Here is a 19,714-nt window from a genome sequence, read left to right as displayed (position 1 = left end):
CCGATACGACCATTCCGAAGGACGCCGCAAATGTGCGCCGACACCCCCGAATACAAAGACACCCTGAACCTGCCGAAGACCGATTTTCCGATGCGGGCGGGCCTGCCCAAGCGCGAGCCCGAGTGGCTGGCGCGCTGGGAAAAGATCGGCATCTACGACCGGCTGCGCGACAAGGCGGCGGGACGCAAGCCCTTTACCCTGCATGACGGCCCCCCCTATGCCAACGGGCACCTGCACATCGGCCACGCGCTGAACAAGACGATCAAGGACATGATCGTGCGCAGCCACCAGATGATGGGGCACGAGAGCCGTTATGTTCCCGGCTGGGACTGCCACGGCCTGCCGATCGAATGGAAGATCGAGGAACAGTACCGCGCCAAGGGCCTCGACAAGGACGACGTGCCGGTGGTGGACTTCCGCCAGGAGTGCCGCAAGTTCGCTGCCGAGTGGGTCGATATCCAGCGCGACGAGTTCAAGCGGCTGGGCATCACCGGCAACTGGGCCGATCCCTATCTGACGATGGATTTCCACGCCGAGCGGGTGATCGCCGAGGAATTCATGAAGTTCCTGATGACCGGCACGCTCTATCAGGGTTCCAAACCCGTCATGTGGTCGCCGGTGGAACAGACCGCGCTGGCCGAGGCCGAGGTGGAGTATCACGACAAGGAAAGCTTCACCGTCTGGGTGAAGTTCAAGGTCGCCGATCCCGCCGACAGCCCGCTGGCCGGCGCCTATGTGGTTATCTGGACCACCACGCCCTGGACCATGCCGTCGAACAAGGCGGTGGTTTATGGCGACGGGATTTCCTACGGCCTCTACGAGGTCACCGGCACGCCGGGTGAATGCTGGGTCAACGTAGGTGACAAGTACATCCTTGCCGACAAGCTGGCCGAGGATGTGATGACCCGCGCGCGGCTGGAGACGGGGATGTATACCCGTGTCCGCGACGTGACCGCCGATGAACTGGCCGGGCTGAGCCTGACCCACCCGCTGGCGGGCGCCGAAGGCTCGATGGGCGAATGGGACGATCTGCGCGATTTCCGCGCCGCGCCCTTTGTCACCGATACCGAGGGCACAGGTTTCGTCCATTGCGCGCCCTCGCACGGGATGGAGGAATTCGAGCTTTACCGCGATGCCGGGATGCTGGAGCAGGTCATCACCTATAACGTGACCGAGGACGGCTCGTTCCGCGCCGATCTGCCGTTCTTCGGCGGCAAGCATATTCTGCGGGAAAAGCCCAAGAAGGGCGATTGGGAAGGCGATGCCAACGCCGCCGTCATCGCCAAGCTGACCGAGGTCGGGGGGCTGCTGGCGCGGGGCAAGATCAAGCACTCCTATCCGCACAGCTGGCGGTCGAAGGCGCCGGTGATCTATCGCAACACGCCGCAGTGGTTCGCCGCCATCGACCGCGCGGTCGGCGACGGGCAGGACAGCTATGGCGAGACGATCCGCACCCGCGCGCTGACCTCGATCGACGAGCTGGTGAAATTCACCCCGCAGACCGGGCGCAACCGGCTCTATTCGATGATCGAGAGCCGCCCGGACTGGGTGCTGAGCCGCCAGCGCGCCTGGGGCGTGCCGCTGACCTGTTTCGTGAAAAAGGGCACCCTGCCGACCGATCCGGATTTCCTGCTGCGCGACGATGCCGTCAACGCCCGCATCGCCGAGGCGTTCGAGGCCGAGGGCGCCGATTGCTGGTATGCCGACGGTGCGAAAGAGCAGTTCCTGGGCAATGATTACAATGCCGAAGACTATGAGCAGGTCTTTGACGTGCTGGATGTTTGGTTCGATTCAGGCTCCACCCATGCCTTCGTTCTGCGCGACCGCGCCGACGGTACGGAGGACGGCATCGCCGATGTCTACATGGAGGGCACCGACCAGCACCGTGGCTGGTTCCATTCCTCGCTGTTGCAGGCCTGCGGCACCATCGGGCGGGCGCCTTACCGCAACGTGGTTACCCATGGTTTCACGCTGGACGAGAAGGGCAACAAGATGTCCAAATCGCTCGGCAACACCATCGTGCCGGAAGAGGTGATCAAGCAATACGGCGCCGATATCCTGCGGCTCTGGGTGGCGCAGACCGATTATTCCGCCGACCAGCGGATTGGGCCGGAGATCCTGAAGGGGGTCGCCGACAGCTATCGCCGGCTGCGCAACACGCTGCGCTTCATGCTGGGCAGCCTCGGCGATTTCACCGAAGAAGACCGGGTCGATCCGGCAGAGATGCCCGAGCTGGAGCGCTGGGTGCTGCACCGCCTGTCCGAGTTGGACGACCAGGTGCGCGCAGGGTATGCGTCCTTCGATTTCCAGTCGGTGTTCCAGTCGGTGTTCACCTTTGCCACGGTCGAGCTGAGCGCCTTCTACTTCGACATCCGCAAGGACGCGCTTTATTGCGACGGCGACACCCTGCGCCGCCGCGCCGCGCTGACGGTGCTGGATGCGCTGTTCCACCGGCTCACCACCTGGCTGGCGCCGATCCTGGTCTTCACCATGGAAGAGGTCTGGCTGGAGCGGTTCCCGGGCGAGCAAAGCTCGGTCCATCTGGTCGATTTTCCCGACACGCCGGCCGACTGGCGCGACGCGGCGCTGGCGGCGAAATGGTCCGGCATCCGTCAGGTGCGCCGGGCGGTCACCGCGGCGCTGGAGATCCAGCGCCGGGAAAAGGTGATCGGGGCGAGCCTGGAGGCCGCGCCGGTGGTGCATGTGGAGGACGGCGACGTGCTCGGCGCGCTGCGCTCGGTCGATTTCGACGATATCTGCATCACCTCCGATATCGTTCTGACCGGCGATCCCAGCCCGAACGAGGCGTTCCGCCTGCCCGAGGTTCCGGGCGTCGGCGTAGTGTTCGAAAAGGCCATCGGGGAAAAATGCCAGCGCTGCTGGAAGATCCTGCCGGACGTGGGCCAGCACCCGCATCCGGGCGTCTGCCACCGCTGCAACGACGCGCTGGACTGAGCAGGGCGCTCACCCCCCTCCCGCCCGTGGCGGGGGGGGCGATACTGCTGATCTGTTGTTCGTTGCGTCGATGCGCCGGTTCCGGGTTGCCAGCCCTGCCGCGCTGCGTCACGCTAACCCCATGCCGACGATCACAGTGGATACCCAGTTCGGCCGCCTGGCCGTGACAGAGGAAGAGGGCGCAATCACCCGCCTGACCTGGGACGGCACGGCCGAGGGTGTGCCGACGCCGCTGCTGCAGGAGGCGCAGCGCCAGATCGAGGCCTATGACGCCGGGACGCTCCAGGACTTCGACCTGCCGCTGCGGGTCGAGGGCAGCAATTTTCAGCGCGCGGTCTGCGAGGCGATGCGCGCGATCCCGTTCGGCGAGACACGGACCTATGGGGACATCGCCCGCGCGACGGACCACCCGGCGCAGGCGGTGGGGCGGGCCTGCGGGCACAACCCGATCCCGGTGCTGATCCCCTGTCACCGGGTGATGGGGGCAGGTGGCAAGCTGACCGGGTTTTCCGGCAAGGGCGGGGTGGAGACCAAGCTGGCGCTGCTGCGCCACGAGGGCGCCGGCGGCTTTCTGATCTGAACCGCCCGGCCCGAGGGATCGGCGCGCGGCAGAACGCGATTGCAATTGCTGCGCCGGCACCCCAACTTGGGCGCGACATCGATTGGAAGGACAAGAAAGATGAGCAATTCGCAGGACCGCGCCGCGCTGAAAAAAGCCGTGTATGACAGGCTCTTGTCACTGGAGTCCGAGGAACTGGCGACGGCCGTCGCGCATTACGAGGCGCATATGCAGGGCTCGGTGCTGGACGACCGCGAAGGACATGACACCGACGATCTGGCCACCTCGACCGAAGAGGTCGGCCTGGCCGCAGCCTTTCACCATCCGGTGATGACCCATCACGCGAAGGTGGACGTGATCGAGAACCTGGATTTCGCGCCCTGCGACACGGTGCGGTCCGGGGCGATCGTGACCCTTGACGGGCGTCACCTCGTGGTTGCGGTCTCGACCGCGCGGTTCGATGTGGATGGGGTGACCTATATGGGGATCTCGCCGGAAAGCCCGATCTTCAAGGCGATGAATGGGCTGAAGGCCGGCGAAAGCTTTGACTTCCAGGGTCGTGAGATCGGCATCGAGGACGTGCTTTAGGCGCGCCCCGCTACCCGGCCTGCCTGTCGCGGGCCGGGACGATCTGCTGGACGATGCCGGCGAGCAGCAGATAGAAGGTGGTCACCACCAGGCCCCAGTGCGCCCAGCTTTCGGGGTGGAAATCGACCCAGGCGGCCCAGCCGGCGAAGAAGGTCCAGGCGATGGCCATCGGCAGGGTCAGCGCGCGCCAGCGCTCGGTGCGCACCGGGTGGACGAATTTCAGCGGCAGGAACATCGCCACCGCAAGGGCGGTGACGAAGCCGAGGATGATCCAGAAATTCGGCTCCAGCGCGAAGATGACCAGCACCGCCATGTTCCAGCAGCCGGGAAACCCCTTGAACGAATTGTCCAGGGTCTTCATCCGGGTGTCGGCAAAGTAGAGCGCGCTGGTGAAAGTGATGACAAAGATCGCCACCCAGCCGGTCCAGCCGTCCATCAGCCCGGATTTAAAGAGCGCGAAGGCCGGGATGAAGACATAGGTCAGATAGTCGATGATCAGGTCGAGCAGCACACCGTCGAAATCCGGCGCGAAACGCTTGACGTGATAGCGCCGCGCCAGCGGCCCGTCGATGCCGTCGACGAAGAAGGCGACGACCAGCCAGACGAACATCAGGCTCCATTTCTCCTCGACCGCGGCCAGCATGGCCAGCATGGCAAAGACCGCGCCGGTGGCGGTAAAGAGATGGACGGAGAGCGCGCGCAATTGGGGTGTCATGGTCCCGTCATGGCGCAAATTCCGGCAAATCGCAATTGCTGCGGGTGAGATGTTGCGGCGCCAGGGGCCGCGGGCGGTGGCGCCTTATGCCTTGGGGTGGCTGCGGGCGTAGACCTCCATCAGCCGGGCGGTATCCACGGCCGTATAGGCCTGGGTGGTCGAGAGCGAAGCGTGACCGAGCAACTCCTGAATGCTGCGCAGATCGCCGCCCGCCTCCAGCAGGTGGGTGGCGAAGCTGTGGCGCAGCGCGTGCGGCGTGGCCGAGGCCGGCAGGCCCAGCTGCATCCGCACCTGCGCCATCGTCCCTTGGATCAGCCGCGGGCTCAGCGCGCCGCCGCGCACCCCGCGAAACAGCGGCGCGGCGCGCTCCTGCGGGTGCGGACAAAGCCGCAGATAGGCGTCGACCGCGTCCCGCGCGGCGGGCAGAACCGGAACCACGCGTTCCTTGCCGCCCTTGCCGATGATGCGCAGGCTGGCGCCCAGCGGCGCGTCGGCGCCTTTCAGGCCCAGCGCCTCGGAAATCCGCAGCCCGCAGCCGTAAAGGAGCGTGACCACCGCGACGTCGCGCGCCGCCACCCAGGGGGTTTGCGATTGCAGCTCCACCGTGTCGATCACCGCGCGGGCGGCGTCGGGGGCGAGGGGACGGGGCAGTTTCTTCTGGAATTTCGGCGACCGGGCGGCGAGCACGGCGGTTGCGTCGAACCCTTCGCGCTCGGCCAGCCATCGATAAAAGCTTTTCACCGCCGACAGCTTGCGCGCCAGCGAGCGGGACGAGATCCCGATGCCGCGCGCCTGCGCCATCCAGGCGCGCATCTCGGTCACCGTGATCCGCTCCAGCGCCGCCAGCCCCTGCGGGCCGCCGCGATGGGCGGCCATGAAGGCGAGAAAGCCCGCCACATCGGCGCGGTAGGCGGTCAGCGTGTTGTCCGAGGCATCGGCCAGCGCGCCCTGTCGGTCCAGCCAGTCCTGCAGCGCGTCGCGGCAGGCGGCTGAGATTTCCAGGCTCACGTCGCGCTCACTTGAGCCAGTGGCGCATCGTGCGTTCGAATACGCCCGCGAAGAAGGCCAGCAGATCTGTGCCGTGCTGGGGCGTGAACTGATGCGGGTCCTCGGCGCCCATCACCAGAAGGCCCGGCAGGCGGCCGTTGCCGAAATCGAGCCGCAAACAGGCCTCGGACCGGATGTAGTCGGCCGAGCTGCCATAGATCCGCTCCGACCCCTTCTGCAACTGGCGCAGGGTCACCTGGCGCGGCTGGCCGTTGCGGCCCTGGGTGAGGAAGCGGTCGACGAAGCCGGGTTCGGCCAGCGCCAGCACGCCGTCGAGGCGGCGGATCGCCGGATCCTCGCCGCTCTGCGCGGTTTCCAGAACCAGACGGATGGCGTCGACGCGCAGGATATCGGCCACCTCGCCGCCGAGGTCGCGCAGGAACACCTCGAACTCGGTGGGGTCGAGCATGCGCAGGATGGCGCGGTGGATCTGATTGGTGCCTGCGAGGTTCTCATAGGCGGCAGCGATGACGCTGCGGTGGGTGTCCTCCAGCCGGTCGAGTCGCGCCTCGAGCCGGTCCATGGCGATACCGCGCAGATCGACGATATTGCCGCCCATCGAGCGTTCGTTGGCGGCGATCAGCGCATGCATCACATCGCGGTCTTCGAGAATCGCGTCGGGTTTGGCGATGATCGCCGCGCGCAGGTCGTCTTCCAGTTTCGGGCTGCTGCTCATGTCCGCCTCTTTTTGGTTTTGCGCGCTTTATATCATGGGATTCGCGGAATTGGGCCGAAAAAACCGGCCATTCCGCGAAAATCCCTCAGGCGGCCGCCCGCCCCGGCGGGGTCAGAGGATCTTCTGACCGGTCTTGGCCCAATCCTTCATGAAGGCGTCGAGCCCCTTCTCGGTCAGCGGATGGCTCGCCATCGCCTTGATCACGGCGGGCGGTGCGGTGATCACGTCGGCGCCGATACGGGCGGCGTCGGTGATATGGTTCACCGTGCGGATCGAGGCGGCGAGGATCTGGGTCTCGAAGCCATAATTGTCATAGATCGTGCGGATGTCGGCAATCAGTTCCATCCCGTCGAGGTTGATGTCGTCGAGCCGCCCGATGAAGGGCGAGATGAAGGTCGCTCCCGCCTTGGCCGCCAGCAGCGCCTGGTTGGCCGAGAAGCAGAGCGTGACATTGACCATGTGGCCTTCGCCCGAGAGCACCTTGCAGGCCTTGAGCCCGTCCCAGGTCAGCGGCACCTTGACGGCGATGTTTTCGGCGATTTCGGCCAGCTTGCGGCCCTCGGCGATCATCGCATCGGCCTTCATGGCGACCACCTCGGCGCTGACCGGGCCGTCGATCAGATCGCAGATCTCCTTAGTGACTTCGAGGATGTCGCGGCCCGATTTCATGATCAGCGAGGGGTTGGTGGTGACGCCGTCGACCATGCCCAGATCGTTCAGGTCTGCGATGGCGTCGATCTCGGCGGTGTCTACGAAGAATTTCATGGGGGCATCCTTTGATGGGTTGGCCTGGCTCGGGCTTGCCTTTACCTCAGGATGGGAAACGCGGGAACCCCTCGCGGCGCATGGGACGACGGCGGCCCTGGGCTGCATGACAGAAGGCGGCATGACAGACAGACGGGATCAAGGCAGGCGGGATCACGGCGAACCCTCGATGTTCGACGAGGGCGATCTGGTGGCGGTGCAGACGACCCAGCCGCTGGATCGCACGCTGGATTACCGCGCGCCCGAGGGCGGCTGCGGCCTGGGCGATTTCGTCGAGGTGCCGCTGGGGCCGCGCAAGGTGCCGGGCGTGATCTGGGGGCCGGGGCTGGGGGATTTCGACCGCTCGAAGATCCGGTCGGTGATCCGGGTGCTGGACGTCGCCCCGATGCGCGAGGAGATGCGCGCCTTTCTCACCAAGGCGGCCGATTATACGCTGACGCCGATGCCGGCGATGCTGCGGCTGGCGATGCGGGCGCCGGGGCTGGGCGATCCGCCCTCGATGCGCAGGATCTATCGCCGCGGCACCGGCACGCCGGAGCGGCTGACCGAGGCCCGCCGCCGGGTGCTGGAGGTGCTGGAGGAATATGGCGGGCTGGCCTTCACCCTGAGGGAACTGGCCGAGATGGCCGGCGTCACCCCCTCGGTCGTCAAGGGGCTGGTCAAGCTGGGCGCGGTGCGCGAAGAGGACAGCCCGCGCGATCTGCCGTTTCCGGCAATGGACCCCGAGTTGCCCGGCAAACCGCTGACCGGGGATCAGGCGGCGGCGGCGGATGTTCTGCGCGCCCATCTGCGAAGCGGCGCGTATGGCACCACCCTCCTGAAGGGCGTCACCGGCTCGGGCAAGACCGAGGTTTACCTTGAGGCGGTGGCGGAATGCCTTCGCATGGGGCGGCAGGCGCTGGTGCTGTTGCCCGAGATCGCGCTGACGGCGGAGTTTCTGACCCGCCTCGAGGCGCGGTTCGGCGCCAAGGCCGCCGAGTGGCATTCGGGCGCGACGATGACCGAGCGGCGGCGGATCTGGCGCATGGTCGGGCAGGGCGGCGCGCAGCTTGTCGTCGGCGCGCGGTCGGCCCTCTTCCTGCCGTTCCGCGATCTGGGGCTGATCATCGTCGATGAGGAGCACGACACCTCGTACAAACAAGAGGACGGGGTGCTGTACAATGCCCGCGACATGGCGGTTCTGCGCGCGGCGATGGCGGGCGCCCGGGTGGTGCTGGCCAGCGCCACGCCGTCGCTGGAGAGCTGGGCCAATGCCGAGGCCGGCAAATACGACCGGCTGGACCTGACCGCGCGGTTCGGCGATGCGGTGCTGCCCGAGATGCGGGCGATCGACATGCGCGCCGAAAAGCTGCAGCCGGGCACCTGGATCTCGCCCACCCTGCGCGGCGCGGTTCAGGCGCGGATGGAGAGGGGCGAACAGGCGCTGCTGTTCCTAAACCGGCGCGGCTATGCGCCGGTGACGATCTGCCGGGCCTGCGGCCATCAGATCGCCTGCGATCATTGCGACGCGCGGATGGTCGAGCACAGGTTCCTCAAGCGTCTGGTCTGCCACCAATGCGGCGAGACCAGGCCGATGCCGGAGGCCTGCCCGTCCTGCGGCGCGGAGGGCAAGCTGGCCCCTGTGGGGCCGGGGATCGAGCGGCTGGCCGAGGAGACCGCCGCGCTGTTCCCCGAGGCGCGGATCGCGGTGCTGAGCTCGGACCTGTTCGGCAGCGCGAGGGCGCTGAAGGAAAAGATCGTCGAGATCGCCTCGGGCGGGGCAGATATCATCATCGGCACCCAGCTGGTGGCCAAGGGGCATAACTTCCCCAAGCTGACGCTGGTGGGGGTGATCGACGCCGATCTGGGGTTGCAGGGATCGGATTTGCGCGCGGCGGAGCGGACCTTTCAGCTGATGCGGCAGGTGGCCGGGCGCGCCGGGCGGGCGGACAAGCCGGGGCTGGCGCTGTTGCAGACGTTCCAGCCCGAGCATCCGGTGATCCGGGCGATTCTGGCCGGCGACGAGGAGGGGTTCTGGCGCGCCGAGGCGGCAGAGCGGCAGGCGGCCGGTGTGCCGCCCTATGGCCGTATGGCGGGGATCATCCTGTCGGGCCCCGAGGCCGGGCCGGTCTTCGATCTGGGCACCGCGCTGGCGCGCAACGACGGCGCGTTGCGCGAGATCGGCGCGCAGGTCTTCGGCCCGGCGCCGGCGCCGATCGCGCGGATCCGTGGCCGTCACCGGGTGCGGCTGCTGGTCAAGGCGGCCAAGGGCGCGCCGTTGCAATCGGCGCTGGCCCGCTGGCTGGCGCCGGTGCGGCTGAAGGGCGATCTGCGGCTGAGCGTGGATATCGACCCGCAAAGTTTTCTTTAGGCGCGGGCATGAGCCTCCGGCGGGAATACGTCTGGCCTGAAAAGAGCGGGGGCGTTGACCGGCGCGGCCTCAGGCGGCCACCGTTCTGCCGGTCTGGTCGACCATGAAATCGGTGATCATCGCCCCCACCCACATGAAGAACAGCGCTGCCCAGGCGGTGCCGGCGAAGATCGAGCCGCCGGTGACCCCGGCGCCGATGGCGCAGCCGCCGGCCAACATGCCGCCAAAGCCCATCAGCGCCGCGCCGATCATCGCCTTGCGCATGGTGACGGGGCCGTCAAAGGCCTGGAACCGCATCTCGCCGGCGAGGCTCGCGGCGATCATCGCGCCGATAAAGACGCCGGGCACCAGGCCGACGTCGAATTCCAGCACCGCGTTGCGTTCGAGGAAGAACATCAGAGTATGCGCCGACGGGCCGGTGAAGGTGGCGCTTTCGATCTGGGTGGGCTCGAAGGCGATCTGCGCCAGCGAATAGGTCAGCACCCAGCCGAGCGCGACGGAGAAGCCGACGCCGGAGGCGAACACCAGCCGCTGTGCGCCGATCCGGTTGCGACGCGACAGCACCAGCGCCAGCAGCGCGATCAGCACACCGATCACCAGCCCGCCGTATTCCGGCAGCCCCAGCGTGGTCAGCAGGTTCATGTTGCGCCCGCCCGAGGTGGTCCAGAGCGCGGCGAGCCGGTCGCGCAGCGGCGCCAGCAGGCCGACGAGGCTCATCTGCGCCACCACGGCGAAGATCAGCCCGGAGACGACCGAGCGCAGGTTACCGGTGGCCGCCAGCACCAGCAGACGCCCGGAGCAGCCGCGCGCCAGCACCATGCCGGCGCCGAACATCAGCCCGCCGATGATGGCGCCCGACCAGCTGCCGGGCACCGCCATCATGCGCGCATCGGCGCTGTCCATCAGGCCCAGAAGCTGCGCCCCCTGCACCCAGACCACGGCGGTCGAAAAGGTCAGCAGCCAGACCGACACCTTGTCACCCATCGCGCCGCGGGCGAATTCCACCGTCGCCGCGCGCAGGCAGAACCGCGAGCGCTGGGCGGCGATGCCGAAGACAACGCCGGTGATCAGGCCGAACAGCGCCGCTGTCGGCGCCTCGCCAATCCGTTCAACGACTGCCACCAGATCCATCGGCACATTCTCCCGTTCACGTCAGGGTAAATGTATAGTCGCGCGGTGCCTGTCACGCATTGATGCAGATCAGATGTGCAATCCGGTTTTGCATCTCGCCAATCCCGGAAAACCGGCGTAAGAGCCAGCCGCATGAGCCGTATCGTTCCTCTGTCCGAGGCCGGTCATCTGCCGGTCTGGCGCCGCCCCGTGGCGCTTTTGTTCCTGATGGCCGTGGCCATGCCGGTGGCCTTCGCCACCTGGTCGGCGCTGCTCAATAACTTCGTCATCGAGGTTGCGCAGTTCGACGGCAGCGACATCGGCTGGCTGCACACGGTGCGCGAGATCCCGGGTTTCCTTGCGATCGGGGTGATCGCGGTGCTGATGCTGATGCGCGAGCAGGTGCTGGGGCTGGTGGCGCTGATCCTGCTGGGGGTGGCGACCGCGCTGACCGCGCAATTCCCCTCGCTGGGCGGCATCCTGGTGATCACCATGCTCAGCTCGATCGGGTTTCATTATTACGAGACGGTAAACCAGTCTCTGCAGCTGCAATGGCTGCCCAAGGACCGCGCGCCGCGCATGCTGGGCTGGCTGCTGGCGGCGGGTTCGGCGGCGACGCTGGTCTCTTACGGGCTGATCGTGCTGCTGTGGGAGCCGCTGGGGCTGACCTATAACATCGTCTACGGGCTGGCCGGCGGCTTTACCGCGCTGGTCGCCGCGCTGGCCTTTTTCCTGTATCCCCAGTTTCAGGCGGAAACCGTACAGACCAAGAAGATGGTGCTGCGCCGCCGCTACTGGCTTTATTACGCGCTGCAGTTCATGGCCGGAGCCCGGCGGCAGATCTTTACCGTTTTCGCCGGCTTCATGATGGTCGAGAAATTCGGCTTTGACGTGCATGAGGTCACCGCCCTGTTTCTGATCAACCTGGTGGCCAACATGGTCTTTGCGCCGCTGGTGGGCCGGGCCGTGGGCGCCTTTGGCGAACGCCGCGCGCTGGTGTTCGAATACACCGGGCTGGTGGCGGTGTTCCTGGCCTATGGCGGCATCTATTATTTCGGCTGGGGCGTGGTGCTGGCCGCAACGCTCTATGTGCTGGATCACATGTTCTTTGCGCTGGCGCTGGCGCTGAAGACCTATTTCCAGAAGATCGCCGATCCGGCCGACATCGCGCCGACTGCCGCGGTGGCCTTTACCATCAACCATATCGCCGCGGTGGTGCTGCCCGCGCTGCTGGGCTATCTCTGGCTGATCTCGCCGGGCGCGGTATTCGGACTGGCCGCCGGCATGGCGATGACCTCGCTTTGCCTGGCGATGCTGATCCCGCGCCACCCGGAGCCGGGCAACGAGACCGTGCTGGCCCGCTTTGTGCCGGCGCCGGCGGAATAGGCGGCACGCTTGACCTTGCCGCGCCGGGGCCCTAGGGCCGAGCGCAGCTTTGCAGGAGATGCCAAATGCCCACATTCACCGCGCTGACCACGCTGACCGGAAAAGCCCAGGCCGAGGCGCTGGGCGAGGCGATGGAGCGGCTGGAGCCCACGCCGACCGGCGTCGGGGTGTTCGAGGTCGAGGACGGCTCGGGCCTGTGGGAGGTTGGCGGCTATTTCACCGAAACCCCCGATACCGCCGCGCTGGCGTTGCTGGCGGCGGCTTTCGGGGCAAGGGATTTCGTCATCTCCGAACTGCCAGAGACCGATTGGGTCGCCCATGTGCGCCGCGAACTGGCGCCGGTCGAGGCGGGGCGGTTCTTTGTCTATGGCAGCCATGACGCCGACAAGGTGCCGGCGGACCGCATCCCGCTGCTGATCGAGGCGGCGATGGCATTCGGCACCGGACATCACGGCACCACGCTGGGCTGCCTGCGGGCGCTGGACCGGCTGATAGAGCAGGGGTTCGTGGGTGAAAAGGTCGCCGATATCGGCTGCGGCACGGCGGTTCTGGCGATGGCGGCGGCGCGGGTCTGGGACGGTGCCATCATCGCCAGCGACATCGACCAGGTGGCGGTGGACGTGGCCGAAGCCAATCTGCGCGCCAACGCCATGGCCGGCCGCGTGCGCTGTGTCGAGGCGGCGGGTTTCGCCCATCCCGAACCGGCGGCGCTGGCGCCCTATGATCTGATCTTTGCCAATATCCTCAAAGGGCCGCTGGTGGCGCTGGCCCCGGACCTGGCAGCGCATCTGCGCCCGGAGGGCTATGCGATCCTGTCGGGGATTCTCAACGAACAGGCCGGGGACGTGATCGAGGTTTATGCACGTTCCGGCGTCAATCTTGTCGAAAGCGAAAAGATTGGTGACTGGACCACGCTGCTCTTGCGGAAAAAGGCGTAAATACGGCGGCTTTTAGGGGTATTCGAGGCATCTGCCCCATTTTTGCCACATTTCGGCCGAAACTTTGCCCTGTCATCTGGTGGGGGCCAGAGCGTTCGGAGGCTGTCGTGGCCCATCAAGATCTGGATTTCGGCCGACGTGTGGACCGTTTGGCGAAAAAACATTGGGCCTTGTCGCACGGCGCGGTCACGGTGATGCGTCCCGATGGGCTGCTGGTCACGGCGCCGGCGCGGCGACGTCGGCATCTGACGCTGCGGATTCTGCTGCTGTGCGCGGTCGGCCTGTTCGTGTTCAAGGCACTGCTGCTCGCCACGGTCGGCAGCGCGACCTATGAGGACCGGGTGACGCGGCTGAGCGCCGGCAACGCCGCCGAGGCCGCCGGCGCCTGGGTGATGCAGGCCGACCCGCTGAGTCGGGGACTGGCCGCGCAGATCAGGAATATCCTGCCCTGACGGGGTCGTGGCCCCGGTGCGACATCACCGGATCGGGAAAAAAGAAACGCCGCGGGGCAAGAGCCCTCGCGGCGTTTTGAGTCGGCTCCGAGGGAGAGGTGGAGCGGGTCTCAGAAAGAGGCCTTGTGCTGTGCGATCAGGTCGATCTCGCCGCGGCTCAGGCCGATGTCCTCAAGCTCGCGGTCGCTGAGCGCCGACAGGGCATTGCGGGTGATGCGGGCGTCGTTCCAGTCGGCGATGGCGCCGATGACGGTGCAGATTGCGGCGCCGATGCGGCCAAACAGGATGGCCGAGTCCGAGACGGTGCGGGGGGTATCAAATGCAGCCATTGTTCGTGTTCCTTGATGGTGCTGGGTTGCGCTGTGTTCGTTTCTGATCCGCAGGTAGTCTGAGCAATATTTGCGCACAAGATGTGCAAAATGCATGTTTCCTATGCGGTTTGTGCATGGGTCCGGGTGACTGAAAAAAACCTGAAATAATTGTGAGTTCCGGCCCCGAAAGCTGTCGTAATCAGGCTATGAATTTGTCGCTTTCAGAGGCTGTGTCGGTTTTGGAAAAGGGTCATGTCGTTTTTGTTGTGAGCGGCTGCCCTGCCCGAATTGCTTGGACCGTGTTCGCCTTTCGTGCTACTGCATCAAAAAAGCAACAATTTCCGGTCGGGGCCGGGCGGTATATGCGGATTCTGGGCATTGATCCGGGGTTGAGAACCCTTGGCTGGGGCGTGATCGAATCGCGCAGCGGACGACTCAGCCACGTCGCCAACGGGCTGTGCAAGTCGCAGGCGGCCGACCCGCTGGCGTTGCGGCTGTTGTCGCTGAGCCGTCAGATCGCCGATGTGATCGCTGAGTTCGCCCCTGACGAGGCCGCCATCGAACAGACCTTTGTCAACAAGGATGGGGTGGCGACGCTGAAACTGGGCCAGGCGCGCGGCGTGGCGCTGCTGACGCTGGCGCAGGGCGGGTTGCCGGTGGGCGAATACGCCCCCAACCGGGTGAAAAAGACCGTGGTGGGTGTCGGCCACGCGGCCAAGGAACAGGTGCTGCATATGGTCAGGCTGCAATTGCCGGGCTGCGATCCGGCCGGGCCGGACGCCGCCGACGCGCTGGCGATCGCCATCTGTCACGCTTATTACGGCGGCACCGAAGGCGGCATGCGCCTGCGCGAGGTGCGGGCATGATCGGGCGGCTGACCGGGCGGATCGGCTATCGGGCCGAGGATCATATCCTGATCGACGTCGGTGGGGTGGGCTATCTGGTCTATTGCTCGGACCGGACGCTGGCGGCGTTGCCGGGGGTGGGCGAGGCGGTCTCGCTCTATACCGATCTGGTGGTCCGCGAGGATCTGATGCAGCTGTTCGGGTTCCCCTCGCTGGTGGAAAAGGAATGGCACCGGCTGCTGATGAGCGTGCAGGGCGTCGGCGCAAAGGTGTCGTTGGCCATTCTCGGCGCGCTGGGCCCCGAGGGTGTCGGCCGCGCCATCGCGCTGGGCGACTGGGCCGCGGTCAAGGTGGCCAAGGGGGTCGGCCCCAAGACGGCGCAGCGGATCGTGCTGGACCTCAAGGACAAGGCGCCTGGGGTGATGGCGCTGGGCGGCTCCATCACCGAGGCGATGGAGGGACCCGCGCCCGCGCCCGTGGTCGAGGTGATCGAACCGGGCGGGGCGACGCACCGGAAACCCGCAGCCAAACCCCGCGCGAGCGCTGCCAGCGCCCAGGCCGATGCGCTTTCGGCACTCTCCAATCTCGGCTATGGCCCCTCGGAGGCCGCCGCCGCCGTGGCGGAAGCCGCCGGCGAGAACCCCGAGGCGGGCGAGGCCACCCTGATCCGCGCCGCGCTGAAGCTGCTGGCGCCGAAGGGGTAGGGGGTCCAGATGCCGAAACCTGACCGCAGAGAGGCGCGATGAGCGATCCCGATCCCACCCTGCGCCCCGATCCGCTGCCCGAGGACAGCAGCGGCGACGACCGCGCGCTGCGTCCCCAGACGCTCGATGCGTTCATCGGCCAGGCCGAGGCGCGGGCCAATCTGCGGATCTTCATCCAGTCCGCCCGTCAGCGCGGCGAGGCGATGGATCACACGCTGTTTCACGGTCCCCCAGGGCTGGGCAAGACGACGCTGGCGCAGATCATGGCGCGCGAACTGGGGGTGAATTTCCGCATGACCTCGGGTCCGGTGCTGGCCAAGGCGGGCGATCTGGCGGCCATCCTGACCAATCTGGAGGCGCGGGACGTTCTTTTCATCGACGAGATTCATCGTTTGAACCCGGCAGTGGAAGAGGTGCTTTATCCCGCGCTTGAGGATTTCGAGCTGGACCTGGTGATCGGCGAGGGGCCGGCGGCGCGCACCGTGCGGATCGAGCTGCAGCCCTTCACGCTGGTCGGCGCCACCACCCGGATGGGCCTGCTGACGACACCGTTGCGCGATCGCTTCGGCATCCCCACGCGGTTGCAGTTCTATACCGAGGACGAGCTTTTCGAGATTGTCAGCCGCAATGCCCGCAAGCTGGGCGCGCCCGCCGCCGCCGAGGGCGCACGGGAAATCGCCCGCCGCGCCCGGGGAACGCCCAGAATCGCGGGCCGCCTGCTGCGCCGGGTGGTCGATTTCGCGGTGGTCGAGGGCGACGGCACGATCACGCAGGAACTGGCGGACAACGCGCTGACCCGGCTGGGGGTCGACCGGCTGGGTCTGGACGGCGCCGACCGGCGTTATCTGCGGCTGATCGCCGAGCATTATTCCGGCGGCCCGGTGGGGATCGAGACGCTGTCGGCCGCGCTGTCGGAAAGCCGCGACGCGCTGGAAGAGGTGATCGAACCCTATCTGCTGCAACAGGGGCTGATCCAGCGCACGCCGAGGGGCCGGATGCTGGCGCAGCGGGCCTGGGCGCATCTGGGCCTGCCGATGCCGAGACCCCAGAGCGATCTTTTCGGGTGAGGCGCGCCCGGAAGACAGTCCAATGGACTGTTTTCCGCGCCGAACCGGCGGAGCCCCGGAGCGGCAGGCGTCCCGGAAACGCTCTGGTGGGGTGACGCGGGGTTTGGCACTGGGTTCGGCGCGGGGCTGGCGGGGCGGTCTTTTGCGCTGAATGCGAGTCGGCTCGGAAAACAGGCAGCGCGGCCTGTGTCGCCGGCGCGACGTCGCGCCCCGGTTGCAGCGACGGCGGCGGGGTTTTATGGCTGGGGCGACCAGAAGCATGGGAGACCCCGCGTGACACCTGAGCAGATCGAGGCGCTGTTCAACCGCGAAGGCGGCGAATTTCTGTTCGCCCGCTGGGGCCGGCCGATCGCGCCGGTGGTGTTCGGCGTCGAGGACGAGACGCTTTCCGTGGTCAAGGGCGCCTTCGAGGCGGTGGCGGCGCTGTCGGGCCACAAGCTGGCCGAAACCGACCCGGAACTGGGCAGCAATTGCATGGTGTTCTTTCTGCGCGACTGGACCGAGTTGCGGCAGGTGCCGGGGATGGACCGGTTGATCCCCGATCTGGGTCCGCTGGTCGAAAGGCTGACGGCGGCGGATGCCAGCCAATACCGCGCCTTCCGGTTTGATGGGGGCGGCGCGATCAAGGCGGCCTTTGTGTTTTTGCGGATGACCGGCGAGATGCGTGAGGTGCCGGCCGAGGCGCTGGCGCTGAGCCAGGTGGTCCAGACGTTCCTGCTGTGGTCCGAGCGCGCCTTTCGCGACAGCTCGCCACTGGCGCTGGCGGGCGGGCAGACCATCCTGCGGCCCGGGATCGCCGGGCTGATCCGCGCCGCCTATGACCCGGTTCTGCCGCCGGTGGCGCGCGACCCCTCGCATGCGCTGCGGCTTTACGCCCGGATGGAGGCTGCTCAATGACCCATAAATTCCCGGTTCGCGTCTATTACGAAGACACCGACATGGGCGGGATCGTCTATCACGCCAATTACCTGCGCTATATCGAGCGGGCGCGCAGCGACTGGGTGCGCCAGCTCGGCAACGACCAGAACGCCATGCGCGACGCCGGCATCGTCTGGGTGGTTCGCAGGATCGAGGCGGACTATCTGGCGACCGCGAAATTCGAGGACGAACTGATGGTCGAGACCACGCTGCGCGAGCTGTCCGGCGTGCGGCTGACCATGGATCAGGTGGTCCGGCGGGGCGATACGCCGATCTTTACCGCCGCGGTCACCGCCGTGTGCATGAACGCGGCCGGACGGCCGGTGCGGTTGCCAGCGGAGATTCGCGCATTGATGAAAGGCTAGCCCCGGTCATCGAGCGGGGAATGGTATTTACCGCGAAACTGCGCTAGATTCGCGGCAACAAGGCCGAAACAACAACGCGGCCGTCAGGCAAAGAGCAGGCACATGGACGCACAAACTCTGGCGCTGGCGCAGGAGATGGATTTCTCCCTGTGGGCATTGTTCGCGCGGGCCACCCCGATCGTGAAACTGGTGATGGGACTCCTGATCCTCTCCTCGGTCTGGGCCTGGGCGATCATCATTCAGAAACACATCGTCTATCGCGCGGCGCGGGCCCAGGCGACGGCGTTCGACCGGGCCTTCTGGTCGGGCGAGCCGCTGGACGGGCTGTTCGAAGAGATCGGCCCGAGCCCCAGCGGCAGCGCGCAAAAGATATTCGCCGCCGGTATGGTCGAATGGCGCCGCTCGCACCGCAACGACGGGGGGCTGATCGCCGGGGCGCAGGCGCGGATCGACCGCAGCATGGACGTGGCCATCGCCAAAGAGGCCGAGGCGATGCAAAAGGGGCTGCCGGTGCTGGCGACGGTGGGCTCCACCGCGCCCTTTGTCGGGCTGTTCGGCACGGTCTGGGGCATCATGCACGCCTTTATCGGCATCGCCGAGCAGCAGAACACCAACCTTGCCGTGGTGGCGCCCGGCATCGCCGAGGCACTGCTGGCCACCGGCCTCGGTCTGCTGGCGGCGATCCCGGCGGTGATCTTCTACAACAAGCTGAGCGCGGACAGCGACCGGATCCTCGCAGGCTACGAGGCCTTTGCCGACGAGTTCGCCACCATCCTCAGCCGCCAGCTGGATTCCTGACGTCATGGGGGCAGCGGTTCAAAGCCAGGATCAGGGCGGGCCGCGCCGGCGCGGGCGTGGACGCCGCCGCGCCCGGCCGATGGCCGAGATCAACGTCACGCCCTTTGTCGATGTCATGCTGGTGCTGCTGATCATCTTCATGGTGGCGGCCCCGCTGATGACGGTGGGGGTGCCGGTGGAGCTGCCCAAGACCGCCGCCGGGGCGCTGCCGGGCGATGAGGAAGAACCGCTGACCGTCACCATCACCGCCGAGGGCCGGATCGAGATCCAGACCACCGAGGTGCCGCGCGATCAGCTGGTGAGCAAGCTGCGCGCCATCGCCGCCGAACGCGACAGCGACCGGGTGTTCCTGCGCGCCGACGGCGCGATCCCCTATGAGCTGGTGATGCAGGTGATGGGCGCGCTGAACGCAGGCGGATTTTCCAATGTGGGGCTGGTGACCGACAGCGGCGGGCCCACTCTGGACGATGCCGGGTGAGGCGGCGTGCAGACCGGCACCAAAATCTCGGCCCTGGCGCATGGGCTTCTGCTCGGCTGGGCGTTCCTGGGCGGTGCCTTCCGCTCTGATCCGCTGCCCTTCGCGGTGCAGGACGTGACCGTGATCAGCGCCGAGGAGTTCGACCGGATGAGCGGGCGCAGCGCGGCGCCCGAAACGCCCGAGGCGGTCGCGGCATTGCCCGAACCGGAACCGCCGGAGCCGGCGCCGGAACCCCAGGCCGCGGCGCAGCCCGACAGCCCGCCCGCCCGCACCCAGCCGGAGCCGGCGGCGGAACCTGTCGCCGAACCCCTGCCGGAAAGGCTGCCGGAACCCCTGCCCGCGCCGGTGCCGCCCACGCCCGAGGCGCAGCCAGAGCCTGTGCCGACCCCGTCCGCGCCCGAGACAACCGCTCTGGTGCCCGCGCCGCCGCAGCGCCCCGCCGAACGCATCGCGCCCGAGCCGGTTGCGCCGCCGCCGCCCGACGCCCGGCCCGACCCGGTGGAGCGCGAACAGGTGAGCCCCGACGCCGAGGCAGATACCGCCCGCGAGGCGCAGCAGGCCACCGCGCCGGAAGAGGCCGCCGAAGAGATCGTGACCGAGGCCGAGCAGACCGCGGTGCTGGCGCCGACCCGCTCGCCGCGTCCCGCCGCGCGCCCGGACCGGCCCGCGGCCCCGGCCCGGCCTGCC

At 67.2% G+C, this 19,714-nt stretch carries 20 protein-coding genes and 1 pseudogene; 15 read left to right on the top strand and 6 right to left on the bottom strand.

Annotation, left to right across the window (positions count from 1 at the left end; genetic code table 11):
* Window positions 1–30: 30 nt before the first annotated feature.
* The 3 genes from ileS (at window position 31) to E1832_RS02550 (ending at window position 4,102) form a co-directional block, all read left to right on the top strand.
* Window positions 31–2,955 carry an isoleucine--tRNA ligase gene (gene ileS / locus E1832_RS02560; protein ID WP_133358177.1) on the top strand — a complete coding sequence of 975 codons (2,925 nt, stop codon included), beginning with the start codon at window positions 31–33 and terminating at the stop codon, window positions 2,953–2,955.
* A gap of 121 nt (window positions 2,956–3,076) precedes the next feature.
* Complete coding sequence (locus E1832_RS02555) at window positions 3,077–3,535, top strand: methylated-DNA--[protein]-cysteine S-methyltransferase (protein ID WP_133358176.1); 459 nt, start codon at window positions 3,077–3,079, stop codon at window positions 3,533–3,535.
* A 99-nt stretch (window positions 3,536–3,634) separates the two neighbouring features.
* Entirely contained in the window at window positions 3,635–4,102 is a 468-nt protein-coding gene (locus E1832_RS02550; RefSeq protein ID WP_133358175.1) for a hypothetical protein, read from the top strand.
* A gap of 10 nt (window positions 4,103–4,112) precedes the next feature.
* Here E1832_RS02550 and E1832_RS02545 read toward each other — a convergent pair whose 3' ends face one another.
* The 4 genes from E1832_RS02545 to fsa all read right to left on the bottom strand — a co-directional run bounded on the left by E1832_RS02545 (window position 4,113) and on the right by fsa (window position 7,305).
* A complete protein-coding gene (locus tag E1832_RS02545; RefSeq protein ID WP_133358174.1) occupies window positions 4,113–4,817 on the bottom strand; it encodes a CDP-alcohol phosphatidyltransferase family protein in 705 nt (234 codons plus the stop codon).
* 84 nt (window positions 4,818–4,901) lie between these two features.
* A complete protein-coding gene (locus E1832_RS02540) occupies window positions 4,902–5,825 on the bottom strand; it encodes a tyrosine recombinase XerC (protein WP_133358173.1) in 924 nt (307 codons plus the stop codon).
* Window positions 5,826–5,832: 7 nt separating this feature from the next.
* On the bottom strand, window positions 5,833–6,540 hold the full coding sequence (locus E1832_RS02535) for a DUF484 family protein (protein ID WP_133358172.1): 708 nt from the start codon (window positions 6,538–6,540) through the stop codon (window positions 5,833–5,835).
* A 111-nt stretch (window positions 6,541–6,651) separates the two neighbouring features.
* Entirely contained in the window at window positions 6,652–7,305 is a 654-nt protein-coding gene (gene fsa / locus E1832_RS02530; protein ID WP_133358171.1) for a fructose-6-phosphate aldolase, read from the bottom strand.
* A 169-nt stretch (window positions 7,306–7,474) separates the two neighbouring features.
* On the opposite strand from fsa, the gene E1832_RS02525 reads away from it, so the two are divergent.
* Entirely contained in the window at window positions 7,475–9,655 is a 2,181-nt protein-coding gene (locus E1832_RS02525; RefSeq protein ID WP_206020985.1) for a primosomal protein N', read from the top strand.
* Window positions 9,656–9,724: 69 nt separating this feature from the next.
* Here the strand turns inward: E1832_RS02525 and E1832_RS02520 are convergent, their stop codons facing one another.
* Entirely contained in the window at window positions 9,725–10,786 is a 1,062-nt protein-coding gene (locus E1832_RS02520) for a YeeE/YedE family protein (RefSeq protein WP_133358169.1), read from the bottom strand.
* A gap of 132 nt (window positions 10,787–10,918) precedes the next feature.
* Between E1832_RS02520 and E1832_RS02515 the strand changes: the two genes are divergently transcribed.
* The 3 genes from E1832_RS02515 to E1832_RS02505 all read left to right on the top strand — a co-directional run bounded on the left by E1832_RS02515 (window position 10,919) and on the right by E1832_RS02505 (window position 13,541).
* Window positions 10,919–12,151 carry an MFS transporter gene (locus tag E1832_RS02515; RefSeq protein WP_133358168.1) on the top strand — a complete coding sequence of 411 codons (1,233 nt, stop codon included), beginning with the start codon at window positions 10,919–10,921 and terminating at the stop codon, window positions 12,149–12,151.
* A 65-nt stretch (window positions 12,152–12,216) separates the two neighbouring features.
* Window positions 12,217–13,089: a 50S ribosomal protein L11 methyltransferase gene (locus tag E1832_RS02510; RefSeq protein WP_133358167.1), complete on the top strand. Its 873-nt coding sequence runs from the start codon at window positions 12,217–12,219 to the stop codon at window positions 13,087–13,089.
* Between the two features lie 107 nt (window positions 13,090–13,196).
* A complete protein-coding gene (locus tag E1832_RS02505; RefSeq protein ID WP_133358166.1) occupies window positions 13,197–13,541 on the top strand; it encodes a hypothetical protein in 345 nt (114 codons plus the stop codon).
* Window positions 13,542–13,651: 110 nt separating this feature from the next.
* On the opposite strand, the gene E1832_RS02500 is transcribed toward E1832_RS02505, so the two are convergent.
* Window positions 13,652–13,870, bottom strand: a complete 219-nt coding sequence (locus E1832_RS02500; protein WP_133358165.1) for a DUF1127 domain-containing protein — start codon at window positions 13,868–13,870, stop codon at window positions 13,652–13,654.
* A 344-nt stretch (window positions 13,871–14,214) separates the two neighbouring features.
* On the opposite strand from E1832_RS02500, the gene ruvC reads away from it, so the two are divergent.
* From ruvC to E1832_RS02460, 8 genes and pseudogenes are all read left to right on the top strand, one after another.
* On the top strand, window positions 14,215–14,718 hold the full coding sequence (gene ruvC / locus E1832_RS02495) for a crossover junction endodeoxyribonuclease RuvC (protein WP_133358164.1): 504 nt from the start codon (window positions 14,215–14,217) through the stop codon (window positions 14,716–14,718).
* Window positions 14,715–15,401, top strand: coding sequence for a Holliday junction branch migration protein RuvA (gene ruvA, locus E1832_RS02490; RefSeq protein WP_133358163.1), 687 nt, complete (start codon window positions 14,715–14,717; stop codon window positions 15,399–15,401). Before ruvC ends, ruvA begins: the two co-directional genes overlap by 4 nt.
* Window positions 15,402–15,439: 38 nt before the next feature.
* Complete coding sequence (ruvB, locus tag E1832_RS02485; protein WP_133358162.1) at window positions 15,440–16,468, top strand: Holliday junction branch migration DNA helicase RuvB; 1,029 nt, start codon at window positions 15,440–15,442, stop codon at window positions 16,466–16,468.
* A 273-nt stretch (window positions 16,469–16,741) separates the two neighbouring features.
* Window positions 16,742–17,365: a hypothetical protein gene (locus tag E1832_RS02480; protein WP_133358161.1), complete on the top strand. Its 624-nt coding sequence runs from the start codon at window positions 16,742–16,744 to the stop codon at window positions 17,363–17,365.
* A complete protein-coding gene (gene ybgC / locus E1832_RS02475) occupies window positions 17,362–17,751 on the top strand; it encodes a tol-pal system-associated acyl-CoA thioesterase (RefSeq protein ID WP_133358160.1) in 390 nt (129 codons plus the stop codon). Before E1832_RS02480 ends, ybgC begins: the two co-directional genes overlap by 4 nt.
* Before the next feature lie 102 nt (window positions 17,752–17,853).
* Window positions 17,854–18,549 carry a protein TolQ gene (gene tolQ, locus E1832_RS02470; protein WP_133358159.1) on the top strand — a complete coding sequence of 232 codons (696 nt, stop codon included), beginning with the start codon at window positions 17,854–17,856 and terminating at the stop codon, window positions 18,547–18,549.
* Between the two features lie 4 nt (window positions 18,550–18,553).
* Window positions 18,554–19,027, top strand: coding sequence for a protein TolR (gene tolR / locus E1832_RS02465; RefSeq protein WP_133358158.1), 474 nt, complete (start codon window positions 18,554–18,556; stop codon window positions 19,025–19,027).
* 6 nt (window positions 19,028–19,033) lie between these two features.
* Window positions 19,034–19,714: pseudogene (locus E1832_RS02460) on the top strand (energy transducer TonB); the annotation flags it as partial.

This window comes from Antarcticimicrobium luteum (assembly GCF_004358185.1).
In the GTDB taxonomy this organism is placed as follows: Bacteria; Pseudomonadota; Alphaproteobacteria; order Rhodobacterales; family Rhodobacteraceae; genus Antarcticimicrobium; species Antarcticimicrobium luteum.
This window is presented reverse-complemented; position numbering and strand designations above follow the sequence as displayed.

What these genes read in the sequence shown, in the direction of transcription:
- ileS (WP_133358177.1), top strand. Translation starts at nt 31, where the DNA reads ATGTGCGCCGACACCCCCGAATACAAAGACACCCTGAACCTGCCGAAG.
- E1832_RS02555 (WP_133358176.1), top strand. Translation starts at nt 3,077, where the DNA reads ATGCCGACGATCACAGTGGATACCCAGTTCGGCCGCCTGGCCGTGACA.
- E1832_RS02550 (WP_133358175.1), top strand. Translation starts at nt 3,635, where the DNA reads ATGAGCAATTCGCAGGACCGCGCCGCGCTGAAAAAAGCCGTGTATGAC.
- E1832_RS02545 (WP_133358174.1), bottom strand. Translation starts at nt 4,817, where the DNA reads ATGACACCCCAATTGCGCGCGCTCTCCGTCCATCTCTTTACCGCCACC.
- E1832_RS02535 (WP_133358172.1), bottom strand. Translation starts at nt 6,540, where the DNA reads ATGAGCAGCAGCCCGAAACTGGAAGACGACCTGCGCGCGGCGATCATC.
- fsa (WP_133358171.1), bottom strand. Translation starts at nt 7,305, where the DNA reads ATGAAATTCTTCGTAGACACCGCCGAGATCGACGCCATCGCAGACCTG.
- E1832_RS02525 (WP_206020985.1), top strand. Translation starts at nt 7,475, where the DNA reads ATGTTCGACGAGGGCGATCTGGTGGCGGTGCAGACGACCCAGCCGCTG.
- E1832_RS02520 (WP_133358169.1), bottom strand. Translation starts at nt 10,786, where the DNA reads ATGGATCTGGTGGCAGTCGTTGAACGGATTGGCGAGGCGCCGACAGCG.
- E1832_RS02515 (WP_133358168.1), top strand. Translation starts at nt 10,919, where the DNA reads ATGAGCCGTATCGTTCCTCTGTCCGAGGCCGGTCATCTGCCGGTCTGG.
- E1832_RS02510 (WP_133358167.1), top strand. Translation starts at nt 12,217, where the DNA reads ATGCCCACATTCACCGCGCTGACCACGCTGACCGGAAAAGCCCAGGCC.
- E1832_RS02500 (WP_133358165.1), bottom strand. Translation starts at nt 13,870, where the DNA reads ATGGCTGCATTTGATACCCCCCGCACCGTCTCGGACTCGGCCATCCTG.
- ruvC (WP_133358164.1), top strand. Translation starts at nt 14,215, where the DNA reads ATGCGGATTCTGGGCATTGATCCGGGGTTGAGAACCCTTGGCTGGGGC.
- ruvA (WP_133358163.1), top strand. Translation starts at nt 14,715, where the DNA reads ATGATCGGGCGGCTGACCGGGCGGATCGGCTATCGGGCCGAGGATCAT.
- ruvB (WP_133358162.1), top strand. Translation starts at nt 15,440, where the DNA reads ATGAGCGATCCCGATCCCACCCTGCGCCCCGATCCGCTGCCCGAGGAC.
- ybgC (WP_133358160.1), top strand. Translation starts at nt 17,362, where the DNA reads ATGACCCATAAATTCCCGGTTCGCGTCTATTACGAAGACACCGACATG.
- tolQ (WP_133358159.1), top strand. Translation starts at nt 17,854, where the DNA reads ATGGACGCACAAACTCTGGCGCTGGCGCAGGAGATGGATTTCTCCCTG.
- tolR (WP_133358158.1), top strand. Translation starts at nt 18,554, where the DNA reads ATGGGGGCAGCGGTTCAAAGCCAGGATCAGGGCGGGCCGCGCCGGCGC.